General features: G+C 60.4%; 15 protein-coding genes. 12 read left to right on the forward strand and 3 right to left on the reverse strand.

Going from position 1 to position 16,480, the window contains the following annotated elements; all coding sequences use genetic code 11:
• Positions 1-46: 46 nt before the first annotated feature.
• Positions 47-673 (reverse strand): TetR family transcriptional regulator C-terminal domain-containing protein, encoded by a 627-nt coding sequence (locus OEG84_RS10435; RefSeq protein ID WP_267656154.1) that lies wholly within the window; start codon positions 671-673, stop codon positions 47-49.
• A 261-nt stretch (positions 674-934) separates the two neighbouring features.
• On the opposite strand from OEG84_RS10435, the gene aptA reads away from it, so the two are divergent.
• From aptA to ade, 10 genes are all read left to right on the forward strand, one after another.
• Positions 935-2,263: an omega-aminotransferase AptA gene (gene aptA / locus OEG84_RS10440; protein ID WP_267653701.1), complete on the forward strand. Its 1,329-nt coding sequence runs from the start codon at positions 935-937 to the stop codon at positions 2,261-2,263.
• A 2-nt stretch (positions 2,264-2,265) separates the two neighbouring features.
• On the forward strand, positions 2,266-2,394 hold the full coding sequence (locus OEG84_RS10445; RefSeq protein ID WP_267653702.1) for a hypothetical protein: 129 nt from the start codon (positions 2,266-2,268) through the stop codon (positions 2,392-2,394).
• Between the two features lie 71 nt (positions 2,395-2,465).
• A complete protein-coding gene (locus OEG84_RS10450) occupies positions 2,466-3,716 on the forward strand; it encodes a Zn-dependent hydrolase (protein WP_267653703.1) in 1,251 nt (416 codons plus the stop codon).
• A gap of 64 nt (positions 3,717-3,780) precedes the next feature.
• A complete protein-coding gene (locus OEG84_RS10455; protein WP_267653704.1) occupies positions 3,781-4,542 on the forward strand; it encodes a class II aldolase/adducin family protein in 762 nt (253 codons plus the stop codon).
• Between the two features lie 77 nt (positions 4,543-4,619).
• Positions 4,620-6,077 (forward strand): dihydropyrimidinase, encoded by a 1,458-nt coding sequence (gene hydA, locus OEG84_RS10460; RefSeq protein ID WP_267653705.1) that lies wholly within the window; start codon positions 4,620-4,622, stop codon positions 6,075-6,077.
• Positions 6,078-6,171: 94 nt separating this feature from the next.
• Positions 6,172-6,954, forward strand: coding sequence for an ABC transporter ATP-binding protein (locus OEG84_RS10465; RefSeq protein WP_267653706.1), 783 nt, complete (start codon positions 6,172-6,174; stop codon positions 6,952-6,954).
• Between the two features lie 84 nt (positions 6,955-7,038).
• A complete protein-coding gene (locus OEG84_RS10470) occupies positions 7,039-7,926 on the forward strand; it encodes an ABC transporter permease (RefSeq protein WP_267653707.1) in 888 nt (295 codons plus the stop codon).
• Positions 7,923-9,023 (forward strand): ABC transporter permease, encoded by a 1,101-nt coding sequence (locus OEG84_RS10475; protein WP_267653708.1) that lies wholly within the window; start codon positions 7,923-7,925, stop codon positions 9,021-9,023. The genes OEG84_RS10470 and OEG84_RS10475 overlap by 4 nt, the downstream gene beginning before the upstream one ends.
• Positions 9,024-9,055: 32 nt before the next feature.
• A complete protein-coding gene (locus tag OEG84_RS10480) occupies positions 9,056-10,027 on the forward strand; it encodes an ABC transporter substrate-binding protein (protein WP_267653709.1) in 972 nt (323 codons plus the stop codon).
• Positions 10,028-10,110: 83 nt separating this feature from the next.
• Complete coding sequence (ade, locus tag OEG84_RS10485; protein ID WP_267653710.1) at positions 10,111-11,808, forward strand: adenine deaminase; 1,698 nt, start codon at positions 10,111-10,113, stop codon at positions 11,806-11,808.
• An 11-nt stretch (positions 11,809-11,819) separates the two neighbouring features.
• Here ade and bglA read toward each other — a convergent pair whose 3' ends face one another.
• On the reverse strand, positions 11,820-13,460 hold the full coding sequence (gene bglA / locus OEG84_RS10490) for a beta-galactosidase BglA (RefSeq protein WP_267656155.1): 1,641 nt from the start codon (positions 13,458-13,460) through the stop codon (positions 11,820-11,822).
• A gap of 244 nt (positions 13,461-13,704) precedes the next feature.
• Between bglA and OEG84_RS10495 the strand changes: the two genes are divergently transcribed.
• Positions 13,705-15,693, forward strand: coding sequence for an oxidoreductase (locus OEG84_RS10495; protein ID WP_267653711.1), 1,989 nt, complete (start codon positions 13,705-13,707; stop codon positions 15,691-15,693).
• A 7-nt stretch (positions 15,694-15,700) separates the two neighbouring features.
• Here OEG84_RS10495 and rirA read toward each other — a convergent pair whose 3' ends face one another.
• Positions 15,701-16,150 (reverse strand): iron-responsive transcriptional regulator RirA, encoded by a 450-nt coding sequence (gene rirA / locus OEG84_RS10500; RefSeq protein ID WP_267653712.1) that lies wholly within the window; start codon positions 16,148-16,150, stop codon positions 15,701-15,703.
• Positions 16,151-16,284: 134 nt separating this feature from the next.
• Between rirA and OEG84_RS10505 the strand changes: the two genes are divergently transcribed.
• Positions 16,285-16,479 (forward strand): hypothetical protein, encoded by a 195-nt coding sequence (locus OEG84_RS10505; protein ID WP_267653713.1) that lies wholly within the window; start codon positions 16,285-16,287, stop codon positions 16,477-16,479.
• Position 16,480: the final 1 nt, after the last annotated feature.

A 16,480-nucleotide genomic window follows, 5' to 3' on the forward strand; every position in this document is an offset into this window, starting at 1 on the left:
CAACGCCTCGGGCCTGCCGAAGGGGACACGCTGCGCACACCAGATCTTACGGGGTTCGGATGCGCGGCTTTGTCGCGCCCGGCGTCTTGGGGCTGAGGCCTTCGAGGAACAGCGTTTCAAGATAGCGCGCCGCATCCTCGAAACGGCCTTCGGCGCCAAGATCGGGGCCGAGTACCACCTGAACCTGGACGTCGAAATCGGCGTAGTGCTGGGTGGTCGACCAGATCGAGAAGATCAGATGGCGCGGATCAACCGGGTTGATCTTGCCTTCCGCCATCCAGCCCGAAAGCACCTCGGCCTTTTCATCGACCAGCGGCTTGAGCTCGCTTACCAGAAGCTGCTTGATGCGCGGCGCGCCCTGCAAGATCTCGTTTGCAAACAGCCGGCTTTCGCGCGGAAAATCGCGCGCCATCTCCAGCTTCCGGCGGATGTAGCAACGAAGTTCCGGCATCGGATCGCCGACTGCGTCAAGCGCCCGCAGCGGCTCCAGCCAGGTATCCAGCAGCCGCGCGATCAGCGCTTCGTACATGTCCTGCTTGCGGCGGAAATAATATAAAAGATTGGGCTTGGACATGCCCGCATGGTCGGCAATCTGGTCGATGGTGGCGCCGCGAAAGCCATGGGCCGAAAACACTTCAAGAGCGGCATCGAGGATCCGTTCCTCGTTTTCCATCTGTATGCGCGTCTTGCGCTGGGTCTCCGTCGCCCGTGCTTTCAAGTCTTGCGTCCCCTGTTCTCTCTCGCCTGCACCCATCCATGACTTCCAAACTGGCGCGAACAACGCCGAATTGGCCTTGACCGAATGGTTGGCGCTGTTAGAGTTTTATCAAACAGTCAAGAAATTCGTATCACAGCTTGGCTTCCAAGACCAAGCCTTCGAATTGCCTATTGATTGATCGATCGGGAACCCTATGCGTCAGGAGGCGCCTCAGCCATGTCCAACCGGCTCAACACCACCCCAAACGATCTTCGCGCGTTCTGGATGCCGTTTACCGCCAACCGCCAGTTCAAGCAGAACCCGCGCATGATGGTCGCAGCCAAGGACATGCATTTCACCTCCTCTGACGGACGCCAGATCCTCGACGGCACCGCCGGCCTGTGGTGCGTCAATGCCGGCCACTGCCGCCCGAAGATCACCGAAGCAATCCGCCAGCAGGCAGGCGAACTTGATTATGCGCCGGCGTTCCAGATGGGGCACCCGAAGGCATTCGAACTAGCCAACCGGCTGGTCGACATCGCGCCTGAAGGCATGAACCATGTGCTGTTTACCAATTCCGGCTCGGAATCGGTGGAAACGGCGCTTAAGGTGGCGCTGGCCTATCACCGCACCAAGGGCGAAGGCGCCCGCAGCCGCTTGATCGGTCGTGAACGCGGCTACCACGGCGTCAATTTCGGCGGCATCTCGGTTGGCGGCATCGTCTCCAACCGCAAGATGTTCGGCACGCTGCTCACCGGCGTCGATCACATGCCGCACACCCACCTGCCGGGCCAGAATGCCTTTACCAAGGGTCAGCCCGAACATGGTGGCGACATCGCTTCCGAATTGGAACGCATCGTCACGCTGCATGACGCTTCCACTATTGCTGCCGTCATCGTCGAACCGGTAGCAGGCTCCACCGGCGTGTTGATCCCGCCAGTCGGATACCTCAAGAAGCTGCGCGAGATCTGCACCAAGCACGGCATCCTGCTGATTTTCGATGAAGTTATCACCGGTTTCGGCCGCCTCGGCTCACCGTTTGCAGCCCAGCATTACGATGTCATGCCCGACATCATCACCACCGCCAAGGGATTGACCAACGGTGTCATCCCGATGGGCGCGGTGTTCGTGACCTCGGAAATCCACGATGCCTTCATGCAGGGCCCCGAGCACATGATCGAGTTCATGCACGGCTACACCTATTCGGGCAACCCGATTGCCTCGGCCGCGGCACTGGCCACGCTCGACACCTACAAGGAAGAAGGGCTGCTCACCCGCGCCGCCGAGATCGCGCCCTACTGGGAAGAGCAGCTGCATTCATTGAGAGATTGCCCGCATGTCATCGATATCCGCAACACCGGCCTGATCGGCGCCATCGAACTTGAACCGATTGCCGGCGAGCCGACAAAACGCGCCTTCAGCGCCTTCCTCAAGGCCTATGAAGACGGTTTGCTGATCCGTACCACCGGTGACATCATCGCGCTGTCGCCGCCGTTGATCATCTCCAAGGACCAGATTGATGAGCTGTTCGACAAGCTGCGCAAAGTGCTCGAAGGGATCGACTGACCATGCAGATCATCGGGAATGCATTTGGCGGCCAGCAGGAAGGCGTACGATTCTGCACAGGGCTGGCAACCATTGCTTCGCTCGCGCCCAACGGCATCAAGACCGGCGCCGTGTTCAGCTTTCCGAACTAGAGATGCGCCCATGGCGGCCCCGACGGGAACCGGGGCCGCACGACAGACAAAACTGATTGAAGGAGACGATCATGTCCGTACCCGCCGCAAACCTCAGGATCAACGCCGACCGGCTGTGGGATTCGCTCATGGACATGGCCAAGATCGGCCCCGGTATCGCCGGCGGCAACAACCGCCAGACGTTGACTGACGAGGATGGCGAGGGACGCAAGTTGTTTCAGCGCTGGTGCGAGCAGGCCGACCTGACCATGGCCGTCGACACCATGGGCAACATGTTCATGACCCGTCCCGGAACCGATCCGGATGCACTGCCGGTTTATGTGGGCAGCCACCTCGACACCCAGCCCACCGGCGGCAAGTATGACGGCGTACTCGGCGTGCTCGGCGGCCTGGAACTGGTTCGCACGCTCAATGATCTCGACATCAAGACCCGGCACCCGATCGTGGTGGTCAACTGGACCAACGAGGAAGGCACACGCTTTGCCCCGGCAATGCTGGCGTCCGGTGTTTTCGCCGGCGTGATCGAACAGGACTGGGCCTACGACCGGACCGACGCCAAGGGCAAGCGCTTTGGCGACGAGCTCGAGCGCATCGGCTGGAAGGGCGACGAGGAAGTCGGTGCCCGCAAGATGCATGCGTTTTTCGAGCTGCACATCGAGCAAGGGCCGATTCTCGAGGCCCAGAAAAAGGATATTGGCGTGGTTACCCACGGCCAGGGGCTGCGCTGGATCCAGTGCACGGTCACCGGCAAGGAAAGCCACACCGGCTCGACCCCTATGCCGATGCGCAAGAATGCCGGCCGCGGGCTCGCCCAGATCACCGAACTGGTGCACACGATCGCCATGGACAACGCCCCCAACGCGGTGGGCGCCATCGGCCACATTGATGTCTATCCCAATTCGCGCAACATCATCCCCGGCAAGGTGGTCTTTACCGTCGATTTCCGCAGCCATGAACTCGACCGCATGAACGGCATGGTCGACCGCTTGATGGCCGAAGCGCCGAAACTTTGCGAAGCGATTGGCGTCGGTTTCGAGGCTGAAATCGTCGGCCAGTTCGATCCGCCGGAATTCGACCACAACTGCGTCAAGGCCGTGCGCGACGCCGCCGAACGGCTTGGCTATTCGCACATGGATATCATTTCCGGCGCCGGCCACGACGCCTGCTGGGTCAACCGCGTGGCGCCAACGGCCATGGTGATGTGCCCTTGCGTCGACGGGCTGTCGCACAATGAGGCCGAGGACATTTCCAAGGAATGGGCCGCCGCCGGCGTCGACGTACTGATGCATGCAGTGGTCGAAACCGCCGAGGTGGTGGAGTGACATTTTGCTGTGCCAAGCATTCCAGTGAGGCACAGCCTGGCAGATTGATCGAGAGGTTGACGTGATGAACAACCCGGTAAACGTAATTCCGCTGGATCGCGGTGACGAGAGCCAGTTGCGCGTCGACCTCGCCGCGGCCCTCAGGCTCGCGGCCCATTTCGAGTGGCACGAGGGCGTTGCCAATCATTTCTCCGCCGCGGTTTCGGCCGATGGCAAGAAATTCCTGATCAATCCGCGCTGGAAGCATTTTTCCCGCGCCCGGGCCAGTCAGTTGCTGCTGGTCGATGCCGACGACAGCGAGACCATGAACCGGCCCGACGCGCCCGATCCTTCGGCCTGGTCGATCCATTCAGCCATTCACCGCCGAGTGCCGCATGCCCGTGTGGCGCTGCATCTGCACCCGCCTTACGCAACTACGCTCGCGACACTGAAAGATCCCTCGATCAAGCCGCTCGATCAGGTCACTGCACGGTTCTTCAACCGGCTGGCCATCGACATGGAGTTTGGCGGCATCGCCAGCGAGGAAGCCGAGGGCGAGCGCATTGCCGCCTCGATCGGCAATCATTCCAGCGTCATGATGGCCAATCACGGCGTTACCACGGTTGCCCCCACGGTGGCCGAAGCCTTTGACGCCATGTACCATCTCGAGCGCGCCGCGCGGACCATGGTGCTGGCCTACTCCACCGGCCAGCCCCTCAATGTGATGAGTGACGAGATGGCCGAATCAGTTGCCCGCGAATGGGACACCTACAAGGACGCCGAGTTTTCCCATTTCGAGGAAATGAAACAGGTTCTGGACGAGGAGAACCCCGGCTACGCCGACTGACACGCATTATCGTTTGAAAAGACCGCGCCAAGACGGTTTAACAACACAAGATTCGGAACAGCAAAAGGACGTGCACCATGAGCACCACCGTCATCAAGAACGGCACAATTGTCACCGCCGATCTGACCTACAAGGCAGACGTGATGATCGAGGGAGGTGTCATCACCGCCATCGGCCCCAACCTCGTCGGCGACAAGTCGCTCGACGCCACCGGCTGCTATGTCATGCCCGGCGGCATTGACCCGCATACCCATCTCGAAATGCCGTTCATGGGCACCTATTCGACCGATGATTTCGAAAGCGGCACCCGCGCAGCACTCGCCGGCGGCACCACCATGGTGATCGATTTCGCCCTGCCCGCGCCCGGTCAGTCGCTGCTTGAAGCGCTGACCATGTGGGACAACAAATCGACCCGCGCCCATTGCGATTACTCTTTCCACATGGCGATCACCTGGTGGGGCGAGCAGGTGTTCAACGAGATGGAAACGGTCGTCAAGGAAAAGGGCATCACCACCTTCAAGCATTTCATGGCCTACAAGGGTGCGCTGATGGTGGATGACGACGAGATGTATTCCTCTTTCAGCCGCGTTGGCGAACTCGGCGGCATCGCCATGGTTCATGCCGAAAACGGCGACGTGGTGGCACAACTGCAGCAAAAGCTTCTGGCCGAAGGCAACAACGGCCCTGAGGCCCACGCCTATTCCCGTCCGGCCGAAGTCGAGGGTGAAGCCACCAACCGCGCCATCATGATCGCCGACATGGCGGGCACCCCGCTTTATGTGGTGCACACATCCTGCGAACAATCCCACGAAGCCATCCGCCGCGCCCGCCAGAAGGGCATGCGGGTGTGGGGCGAGCCGCTGATCCAGCATCTGACGCTGGACGAAAGCGAATACGCCAATCCCGATTGGGACCATGCCGCACGCCGGGTGATGAGCCCTCCGTTCCGCAACAAAATGCATCAGGATTCGCTCTGGGCCGGACTGTCGGCAGGATCGTTGCAGGTGGTCGCCACCGACCATTGCGCCTTCTCCACCGAGCAGAAGCGCTATGGCGTCGGTGATTTCACAAAAATCCCCAACGGCACCGGTGGACTTGAAGACCGCATGCCGATGCTCTGGACCTATGGCGTTGCCACCGGCCGGCTGACCATGAACGAGTTCGTCGCCGTCACCTCGACCAACATCGCCAAGATCCTCAACACCTACCCGAAAAAGGGTGCGGTGCTGGTTGGCGCCGATGCCGATCTGGTGGTCTGGGATCCGGAAAAGTCCAAGACCATTTCGGCCAAGACACAGCAGTCGGCGATCGATTACAACGTCTTTGAAGGCAAGCAGGTCAAGGGCCTGCCGCGTTACACCCTGACTCGCGGTCGCGTCGCCATTGACGATGGCGAAGTCAAGCCGCAGGAAGGCCACGGCGAATTCGTCGCCCGTAAGCCGGTTACCGCCACCAACAAGGCGCTGTCGACCTGGAAGGAAGTCTCCTCGCCGCGCAAGGTCGAACGCAAAGGCATCCCTGCAACCGGGGTGTAATGGCACGGAACTTGCTCGGTTTTCAGGACCGAGCAGGTTCAGGCTGACAAAACAAAAAGACTGGGGAACACAATGAAACAAAAAGCAGCAACTGATGAATGAAACGGTCATTACTGCCCAAAATCTGGACCTAACCTTCCAGACCAATGACGGGCCTGTGCACGCGCTCAAGGACATCACCTTCGACATCGCCGAGGGCGAATTCGTCTCGTTGATCGGCCCGTCGGGCTGCGGCAAGACCACGCTGCTCAGGGTCATTGCCGATCTCGAGCAGCCCACCGGCGGCACGGTGACCGTCAATGGCATGACCCCCGAAGAAGCGCGGCTGGCGCGGGCCTATGGCTATGTGTTCCAGCAGGCGGCGCTGTTTCCTTGGCGCACCATCAAGGACAACATCGCACTGCCGCTGGAAGTGATGGGGCTCGACAGGGCCACCCGTGACGCCCGCATTGCCGCCAATATGGAACTGGTCAACCTGACCGGGTTTGAACAGAAATTCCCCTGGCAGCTCTCCGGCGGCATGCAGCAGCGCGCCTCGATCGCCCGGGCGCTCGCCGTCGAACCGCATATGCTTTTGATGGATGAGCCGTTCGGTGCGCTTGACGAGATCGTCCGCGACCATCTCAACGAACAGCTTCTCAAGCTCTGGGCCAAGACCAAGAAAACTGTTGTGTTTGTCACCCACTCGATTCCCGAGGCCGTGTTCCTGTCGACCAAGATCGTGGTGATGAGCCCGCGCCCGGGCCGGATTCACGAAATCATCGATTGCAATCTCGGCGATGACCGGCCGCTCGATATCCGCGAAACGCCGGAATTTTTGGAAATCGCCCATCGGGTCCGCGAAGGCCTGCGCGCGGGGCACAGCTATGATGAGTAGTGCGCGCCAACCAATGTCGTCTGCACCTCACACCCCGTTGGCCAAAGCTTGTGACCTGCGGATGCGCTGGCCGGGAGGCGCAACATGACCGACCACAGCTTCATCAAGCACCGATTGTTTCCGGTGGGGACGATCCTGCTCGCCATTGTTGCGATCTGGTATGCCTTCGTCGTGCCGATGAACGCGCCGTTCCAGCGCGATCTCGACCGCCGTGCAGGCGTGACCTCGACCACTGCTGAATTCCTGGTCAAGACCATGACCCAGCCGAAACCGACCCTTCCGGCGCCGCATCAGGTGGCGGCAAATCTCTGGAAGAACACGCTGATGGTCAAACCCTGGTCAAAGCGCTCTCTGATCTACCATTCATGGATCACGCTGTCGGCGACGTTGCTCGGCTTCGCCATGGGCACCGCACTTGGCGTGGCGATCGCCATCGGCATCGTCCATATCCCGGCGCTCGACCGCTCGTTCCTGCCCTGGATCATCACCTCGCAGACGATCCCCATCATTGCGGTGGCGCCGATGATCATCGTGCTGATGTCATCGATCGGCATCACCGGGCTCTTGCCCAAGGCGCTGATCTCGACCTATCTGTCGTTTTTCCCGGTGGCCGTCGGCATGGTCAAAGGCTTGCGCTCGCCCGATGTGCTGCATCTCGACATGATGCGGACCTACTCGGCCACACCGATGCAGACCCTGTGGAAACTGCGGCTCCCGGCCTCGATGCCGTTCTTCTTCGCGTCGATGAAAGTCGCCGTTGCCGCCAGCCTGATCGGCGCCATTGTCGGTGAATTGCCGACCGGCGCGGTTGCCGGCATCGGTTCCAAACTGCTGGCCGGTTCCTATTACAGCCAGACCATCGACGTGTTCGCCGCCCTTATCGCCGGTTCGGTTGTCGCCATATTGCTGGTCACCGCCGTTGATGTTATCGGCCGGATTGTCAGCATTCGCATGGGAGCGAAAACCCCATGACCCTGTTCCGACCCAACTGGCAGGCGCTTCTGTCCCTGCTCGCAACGCTCTACAGCCTGACGGCCGTGCCATTCACGGCGACAATGAACGGATCGTCGTCCTACCTGGTCATCGCCCTGTTGTTGCTTGGTGCGATCGGCTCGATGCTGCGGCTTAGCGCCATGCTTGAAATCGCCATTCTGGTCGTCTCAAGCCTTGGTGCCGCAGCCTTGCTGATCGGTGGCCTGACGGATGCAACCGGCACTGCCAATGCGGGCTATTTCGCGGGTCTCACCGCGGCGTGGCTGCTGGGCTGGCGGCTGGTGACGGTGCTGTCCGGCGATGGCCGCAATCTCGGCACGCTGAGTTCGCTGCTGGTGCCCACCCTGTTCGGCATCTGGGTGCTGATTCTCTGGGAAGCCATCGTCCGCGGCACCGGCATACCCTTCGTGCTGCTGCCGCCACCGTCAGCCATCGCAGTCAGGGTCACCACCTCGACGTCGATCCTGATGGCGGACTTCAACCAGACCGTCCTCAAGGCGGTGCTGTTCGGCTACATTGTCGGGTCGCTGACCGGGTTCATCGTCGCCATTCTCGCCGACCGCTACCGGTTCCTCGCCAACGGCCTGCTGCCGGTCGGCAACATGGCCTCGGCACTGCCGATGATCGGTGTCGCTCCGGTCATGGTCATCTGGTTCGGTTTCGACTGGCAGTCCAAGGCCGCCGTGGTCGTGGTCATGACTTTCTTCCCGATGCTGGTCAACACCATCGCCGGGCTTGCCAGTGCCGGGGAAATGGAACGCGACCTGATGCGAACCTACGCCTCAACCCGCTGGCAATCGCTGTTTAAGCTGCGGCTGCCGGCGGCGATGCCGTTCATCTTCAACGCCCTCAAGATCAACTCCACGCTGGCGCTGATCGGCGCCATCGTCGCCGAGTTCTTCGGCACGCCGGTGGTCGGTATGGGCTTTCGTATTTCGACCGAAGTCGGTCGAATGAATCTCGACATGGTCTGGGCCGAAATCGCGCTTGCGGCCGTTGTCGGGTCACTGTTCTATGGGGCGCTCGCACTTCTCGAGCGCGCCGTCACATTTTGGCATCCGAGCTATCGCAGGTGATGGACCGGGGCCTTAACCAGAGGAGAACATAAATGAAAAAGACTATCGGAATTACAATGGCTCTCGCCGTGACACTGATGGCAGGAGCGGCAAGTGCCGCTGATCAGGTGACGCTGCAGCTCAAGTGGGTCGCCCAGGCACAGTTTGCAGGCTACTACGTTGCCCAGGACAAGGGTTTTTATGAAGAAGCCGGCCTCGACGTCGAAATCAAGCCCGGCGGTCCGGATATCGCCCCCGAACAGGTGATTGCCGGCGGTGGCGCCGACGTGATTGTCGACTGGATGGGCGGCGCGCTTGCTGCCCGCGAAAAGGGCGTCGGTCTGGTCAACATCGCCCAGCCCTACAAGAAGGCTGGCATGGAACTGGTCTGCCCGGCCGACGGTCCGATCCAGACCGTGGACGATTTCAAGGGCCACACCCTGGGCGTCTGGTTCTACGGCAATGAATATCCGTTCTACGCCTGGATGAACAAGCTCGGCCTGTCCACCGAAGGCGGCGAGGATGGCGTTACCGTTCTCAAGCAGAGCTTTGACGTGCAGCCGTTGATCCAGAAGCAGGCAGACTGCATCTCGGTCATGACCTACAACGAGTACTGGCAGCTGATGGACGCCGGCTACAAGCCGGAAGACCTGATCGTTTTCAATTACACGGAAATGGGCAACGACCTGTTGGAAGACGGCCTGTACACGCTTGAGGAAAACCTCGAGGATCCGGCCTATGTCGACAAGATGGTTCGTTTCGTGAAAGCATCGATGAAGGGCTGGGCCTATGCCACTGCCCATCCCGATGAAGCCGCAGCCATTATCATCGACAATGGCGGCCAGGACGAAAACCACCAGAAGCGCATGATGGGCGAAGTCGCCAAGCTGATCGGTGAGCCGGATGCCAAGCTCATTCCGGAAGCCTATGAGCGTACCGCCAAGGCGCTGCTCGATCAGAAGATCATCACCAAGGAGCCGGAAGGCGCCTGGACTTCGGTGGTCACCGACAAGATGAAGATGTAATCATGCCACTGGCGTGATACTGACCCGGCCGGCTTCACAGCCGGCCGGTTTGCATTTTGGAATAGCTTGAAAGGTCCACGGACATGAGCACACTCGGCATGAAGATCGATCAAGGCGCAGGCAAGGTGCCCGCCGACATCGTCCTGAAGGGTGGAAGACTGTTCGACCTGACCACAGGCACCCTGCGCGAGGGCGACATCGCCATCTGCGGCGACCGCATCGTCGGCACGCTGGAAACCTATTCCGGTGTCGAGGAAATCGACATTTCCGGCAAGACTGTCGTGCCGGGTTTCATCGACACCCATCTGCACATCGAGAGCTCGCTCGTTACCCCGCATGAATTTGACCGCTGCGTGCTGCCGCGCGGCATCACCACGGCGATCTGCGATCCGCATGAAATCGCCAACGTGATCGGCGCAAAGGGCATCCGCTATTTCCTCGATTGCGCGGTCCAGACCATCATGGACATCCGTGTCCAGCTCTCAAGCTGTGTGCCAGCCACCCATCTCGAGACCGCCGGCGCCCGGCTTGATATCGAGGACCTGCTGCCGTTCCGCGACCACCCACAGGTGATCGGCCTCGCCGAGTTCATGAATTTTCCCGGCGTGCTCGCCAAGGATCCGGCCTGCATGGCCAAGCTCGAGGCTTTCCAGGGCGGCCATATCGACGGCCACGCGCCCTTGTTGCGCGGACTGGGCCTGAACGGCTACCTCGCTGCCGGCATTCGCACCGAGCACGAATCCACCACCGCCGAGGAAGCGCTCGAGAAGATGTCCAAGGGCATGCATATTCTGGTGCGCGAAGGCTCGGTCTCGCGCGATCTCGATGCGCTGATCCCGATCATCACCGAGCGTAACTCACCCTTCCTGGCGCTGTGCACCGACGACCGCAATCCGCTCGATATCGCCGAACACGGCCATCTCGACTACATGATCCGCCACGCCATCGCCCATGGCGTCGAGCCCTTGGCGATCTACCGCGCCGCTTCGATTTCCGCCGCGCGCGCCTTCGGGCTCAGCGACCGAGGGCTGGTGGCGCCGGGCTGGCGCGCCGACCTGGTGGTGCTCGACAGCCTCGAAGATTGCAATGCCGAGATGGTATTTTCCGCCGGCCGTCGTGTCACCGACGCATTATTTGCTGCCCGTGCCGTGACGGAACTGGTCGGCACCGACAGCGTCCGCGCGCCAAAAGTAACGGCGACATCGTTCACGGTGCGCAAGAACCGCAGCGAAACGCCGGTGATCGGCATTGTTCCCGGCAAGATCATTACAGAGCGCCGCGATCTCGACCTCGCTATCGACAATGGCGAAAAGCAGATCGACCTGAGCCGCGATATCCTCAAGATCTCGGTGATCGAACGCCATGGCAAGAATGGCAACATCGCCACCGGTTTCGTTCAGGGGTTTGGGCTCAAGCGCGGCGCCATTGCCTCCACCGTCGGCCATGACAGCCACAACATCTGCGTTGTCGGCGCCTCCGAGACAGATATGGCTGTGGCCGCCAACCGCTTGAGCGAAATCCGCGGCGGCTTCGTCGTCGCCGAGAACGGCAAGGTGGTCGCCGAAATCGCTCTGCCCGTGGCCGGCCTGATGAGCGACCAGCCCTATGAATGGGTGCGCGAAACGCTGATTCCGCTGCGCGAGGCCGCAAAGGCACTCGGCGGCACGCTCGACGAGCCATTCCTGCAGCTGGCCTTCCTGCCGCTGCCGGTAATCCCGCATCTGAAAATTTCCGACCGCGGCATGATCGATGTCGATGCCTTCGAGATCATCGATCCTTAGGTCATCGGGCCTTATCGGAGCCGCGCACAGAAGGCATCAAGCCCAGACAACATGATCGTGCCGCCCTCATGGCCCGGTGCGAATCCGTGCAGCCTGACCACCTCGGTAATGTCGAGATCTGACGGCGGCGTCCATTCGGCGGGGCTGCGGTCGAGATTGAACACAAACAGGAACCGGTTCTGGCCTTCGCCACGGATGAAGGCCAGCAGATCGCCATTTGTTTCCAGGAAGGTCATCGGCCCGTCCACGAGACTGGCATGGGATCTGCGGAACGCCAGCGTCTCACGATAATGGTTGAGCAGTGATCCGCTGAGATGATCCTGCTGGTCCACCGCATGCCGGAGATGGCTGTCAGGAACCGGCAGCCACGTCCGTGCCGCATCGGAAAATCCGGCATTGGCAGCATCCTTCTCCCAGACCATCGGGGTGCGGCAGCCGTCCCGGCCCTTGTAAGCTGGCCAGAAGCGAATGCCGTAAGGATCGGCAAGATCCTCGAACGCAATCTCGGCCTCTTCCAGACCCAGTTCTTCGCCCTGATACAGGCAGATTGAACCGCGAAACGACGAAAGCAGGGTGATTGCGAAGCGGGCCAGATGCTCGGGGTCATCCCCCTCCTGCATCCAGCGCGAGACGTGCCGTTCAACATCATGGTTGGAAAAAGCCCAGCAGACCCAGCCGTCGTTCACGACCGACTGGAAATTGGCAATACTGCGGCGGAAATGCTCGGCTGAAAACTCTCCGCCAAGCATGTCGAACGTATAGCACATGTGCAGCTTGTCACCGCCATTGGTGTAAGCCGCGACTGTCTTGAGCGAGCGGCGGCCATCCCCCACCTCGCCGACGGTGGTGCGGCCGTCATACTCATTCAGCAGCGCCCGCAGCCGTTGCAGAAACACGATATTCTCCGGTTGCGACTTGTCGTAGAGATGATCCTGAAAGCCGTAAGGATTGGTGTCAGGCGCATCCACCCCCATGAAGTTGCCGTCTTCTGCCGATTGTGACAGCGGCGGGTTGTCGCGCAACTGCTTGTCGTGAACATAGAAATTGACGGTATCGAGCCGGAAGCCGTCAACGCCACGATCGAGCCAGAACCGGACCGTATCCAGAATTGCGTTCTGCACATCAGTATTGTGGAAATTGAGATCCGGCTGCGAGGCCAGAAAATTGTGCATGTAATATTGCCGCCGCGCAGTGTCCCATTCCCAGGCCGGACCGCCAAAAATCGACAACCAGTTATTGGGCGCGGTGCCATCGGGCTTGGGATCGGCCCAGACATACCAGTCAGCTTTTGCATTGTCCCGGCTCGACCGGCTTTCCTTGTACCAGTGATGCTGGTCCGACGAATGCGAGATCACCTGATCGATGATGATCTTGAGTCCCTTGGCGTGGGCCAGCCCAATCAGCTCGTCAAAGTCCGAAAGCGTGCCAAACATGGGATCAACATCGCAATAATCAGAAACGTCGTAGCCGAAATCTGCCATCGGTGACTTGAAGAACGGCGACAGCCAGATGGCATCAACACCCAGCGAGGCGATGTATTCGAGCCGTTTGATGAGGCCGCGGATGTCGCCAATGCCGTCGCCGGACGTGTCCTGATATGACCGCGGATAGACCTGATAGATGACCGCGCCGCGCCACCAGTTCGGAGACATTGATTTGCTCACCGCTTGCTCCACTTCGGACTAGACGCCCCAACGGCGTTATCGAGGGTTTCTAATCGTTTAAATTAGCAAACTTTTGCATACAAGTCTTTTGACGAGAAACATGATGCAAGCACCGGTACGAACACCGAAGACGGTTGCGCAATAAAGCCATCGCGTTTCGCAGCCAATACAGTGCTGGACGCACCGCGTGCTAGCATGCTCACTTGGGCGTAGATCATGGGGGGCGAGAACAATGACCGCACGCAGCTTCAAGAAACTGTTCTCGCCGGTTGACCTGCGTGGCCACAGTTTGCGCAACCGCATCGTCTTCGGCGCCCACACCACCAACATGGCCGTCGAGGGCCTGCCTACCGAACGCCTTGCCGCCTATTATGCCGAGCGCGCCATTGGCGGCGCCGCCATGGTGGTGGTCGAGCCGATGCCGGTGCATCCCGCAGCGGTACTGACCAGGGGCAATTTCCGTCACAGTGATGATTCCGTGATTCCACATTTCAGGCAGGTCACCGAGGCGATCAAATCAAACGGCGCGGTTGCCATACAGCAACTTTACCACATCGGCAGTCACGGCGATCAGGACAACGCCTTCCATCCGGCCTGGTCACCCTCGGGCATGCCGAGCTATCACGACAGCGACGGCTCGCACGCCATGAACGAAGCCGAGATCGAGCAGACCATCACCGGCTTTGTCGAGGCCGCACGCCGCTGTCATCAAGCAGGCTTTGACGGCGTCGAGGTCTGGGCCGCCTATCATGGCCTGGTTGATCAGTTCTGGACGCCGTGGTCGAACCGGCGCGACGACAAATGGGGTGGCAGCCTGGAAAATCGCACCCGTTTCTCCCGCGAAATCGTCACCCGTATCCGCGCCATTTGTGGTGACGATTTCATCATCGGCATGGCCGTCAACGACGAACCCGATGTCGAGATCGCCCTGCAGCGCGAATCGATCAGCGAAATCATCGAACGCCACGACCGCGAGCAGATGATCGACTATGTCACCTGCGGCTCGGGCAGTTATTTCGATTTCTACAAGCTGATGCCTACTTTCCTCTATCCCGAAAAGCTCGGTGTCGATCTGGCAGGAACGCTGAAGGGCGTTGTCAGACATGCGCTGGTCACCGCCGAAAGCCATATCCGCACCCCCGACAACGCCGAAACCGTGCTTGGCGAGGGACAGGCAGATCTGGTCTCGATCGTGCGTGGACAGATCGCCGATCCGCACCTTGCCAACAAGGCCCGCGATGGTCGCACCGACGACATCCGCGGATGCCTCTCGTGCAACCAGATGTGCTGGGGCCGGCGCTCGCGCGACTACTGGATATCCTGCGTGGTCAACCCGTCAACCGGGCGGGAATCCGAATGGGGCGGCGACCGTTTTATGCCCGCAGAAATCCGGAAATCAGTACTGGTGGTAGGCGGCGGACCGGCCGGGCTTGAAGCGGCCCGCGTTGCCGGCGAACGCGGCCACAAGGTGGTTCTGACGGAAGCCTCCAGTCATCTCGGCGGCGCCTACCGACTGGCCGGGCTGCAGCCGCGCCGTGCCCAGGTCACCGATCTGATCGACTGGTACGAGCGGCAATTAGGAAAGCTCGGCGTCGAGGTCCGGCTCAACACCTACATGGAAGCCGACGATGTGATCGCCGAACAGGCCGACGAAATTATTCTTGCAACCGGGTCACTGCCGCCGGAAACCGGTTTTCAGAAGGCGATCCCGCAGAGGGCGGAACTCGACGGTCTGGCCCATGGCAATGTCCACTCCACCGAGGAAATCATGGCTCGCCAGGTTCGGCCCGGCAAACGCGTGATCGTGCTCGACGAAGGCGGTAACTGGAAAGGCTGCGGCACCGCATGGAAGCTCGCCGAAGACGGCCATCAGGTCACCATCGTCACGCCCGATCCGCTGGTTGGCAAGGAGCTGCAACGCACCGCGTCCGATTTCCCGCTGCGACGGACGCTCGCCGGTCTCGGCGTGAAATTCATGGTTGAGAGCGCAATTATCCGCTGGAATGGAACAGCGGCAACCATTCGCTCGTTTGTTGACGACCAAGAGTCCGATATCGAGGCCGAAACACTGGTATTCGCCACTGCCAACCATGCGGAGAACGGACTTGCGCTGGCCTTGAGCGAACGCGGCGTGCGGTTTCAGGAAATCGGTGATGGCGCGGCGCCGCGGCAAGCGGCCTACGCCATTTATGAAGGCCGCAAGGCCGGGATCGAGGTGTAATTGGTGTTTAGGCTGCCGGCTGTTCTTCGAGCCCCAGCAGGAAATTGATCGAAGGCCGTGCCTTGACCAGATCATCAATCGAATAGCTCGCCAACACGTCAAAAAACGCGCCAAGCGCCTTGCGCAACGCCGAGTTCAGGCTGCAGGAATCAACCAGCGGGCATTCGCTTGCATCATTTTCGAAACACTCCGCCATGGCGAAATTTTCTTCGGTCACCTTGACCACGTCCAGGAGCGTGATCTTGTCCGCAGCCCGTCCCAGCCGGACGCCGCCATTGCGACCACGCACCGACTCCACCAGCCCGGCCTTCGTCAAAGGCTGCAGGATCTTGAACAAGAACAGTTCGGATACGGCATAGGCCTTGGCGATGTCGCCGATGCGGCTCAACGGCGCATCATTGGCGGCACAATACATCAGCATGCGTACCGCGTAATTGGTTTGGCGTGTCAACCGCATAATCTTGCTCCAGACATCAGGCTACGCTTCCAATCGGAAGACACCCTAGTTTAGAATGCTTCCAGAAAAAGGAAACCCTTTCTATCAAGTTTTTCCTGGACCGTTCGTCGCAAGGCTCCGGCACAAGGTATCCGATGACAAAAACCACAGATTTCGAAGCTTTGAACGGCTTTCCGCGCCATGCCATCACGCTCACCAACTGGCGCACCCGCCCCTATTGTTTCTGGTCGTTCCGACATGTCGCGGAAATGGTCCGCTCGGCGCGAGATCAGGGCAGCAGCCCCACGCAGCCTGCCGGCGCCTGTGGACAATCCGGCGCTGCTGGCTAGT

It is taken from the genome of Hoeflea algicola (assembly GCF_026619415.1).
Taxonomy (GTDB): Bacteria; Pseudomonadota; Alphaproteobacteria; order Rhizobiales; family Rhizobiaceae; genus Hoeflea; species Hoeflea algicola.

Bases quoted from the DNA above. Each gene is read 5' to 3' on its own strand.
- OEG84_RS10435 (WP_267656154.1), bottom strand. From the start codon at position 673: ATGGAAAACGAGGAACGGATCCTCGATGCCGCTCTTGAAGTGTTTTCG.
- aptA (WP_267653701.1), top strand. From the start codon at position 935: ATGTCCAACCGGCTCAACACCACCCCAAACGATCTTCGCGCGTTCTGG.
- OEG84_RS10445 (WP_267653702.1), top strand. From the start codon at position 2,266: ATGCAGATCATCGGGAATGCATTTGGCGGCCAGCAGGAAGGCGTACGA.
- OEG84_RS10450 (WP_267653703.1), top strand. From the start codon at position 2,466: ATGTCCGTACCCGCCGCAAACCTCAGGATCAACGCCGACCGGCTGTGG.
- OEG84_RS10455 (WP_267653704.1), top strand. From the start codon at position 3,781: ATGAACAACCCGGTAAACGTAATTCCGCTGGATCGCGGTGACGAGAGC.
- hydA (WP_267653705.1), top strand. From the start codon at position 4,620: ATGAGCACCACCGTCATCAAGAACGGCACAATTGTCACCGCCGATCTG.
- OEG84_RS10465 (WP_267653706.1), top strand. From the start codon at position 6,172: ATGAATGAAACGGTCATTACTGCCCAAAATCTGGACCTAACCTTCCAG.
- OEG84_RS10470 (WP_267653707.1), top strand. From the start codon at position 7,039: ATGACCGACCACAGCTTCATCAAGCACCGATTGTTTCCGGTGGGGACG.
- OEG84_RS10475 (WP_267653708.1), top strand. From the start codon at position 7,923: ATGACCCTGTTCCGACCCAACTGGCAGGCGCTTCTGTCCCTGCTCGCA.
- OEG84_RS10480 (WP_267653709.1), top strand. From the start codon at position 9,056: ATGAAAAAGACTATCGGAATTACAATGGCTCTCGCCGTGACACTGATG.
- ade (WP_267653710.1), top strand. From the start codon at position 10,111: ATGAGCACACTCGGCATGAAGATCGATCAAGGCGCAGGCAAGGTGCCC.
- bglA (WP_267656155.1), bottom strand. From the start codon at position 13,460: ATGTCTCCGAACTGGTGGCGCGGCGCGGTCATCTATCAGGTCTATCCG.
- OEG84_RS10495 (WP_267653711.1), top strand. From the start codon at position 13,705: ATGACCGCACGCAGCTTCAAGAAACTGTTCTCGCCGGTTGACCTGCGT.
- rirA (WP_267653712.1), bottom strand. From the start codon at position 16,150: ATGCGGTTGACACGCCAAACCAATTACGCGGTACGCATGCTGATGTAT.
- OEG84_RS10505 (WP_267653713.1), top strand. From the start codon at position 16,285: ATGACAAAAACCACAGATTTCGAAGCTTTGAACGGCTTTCCGCGCCAT.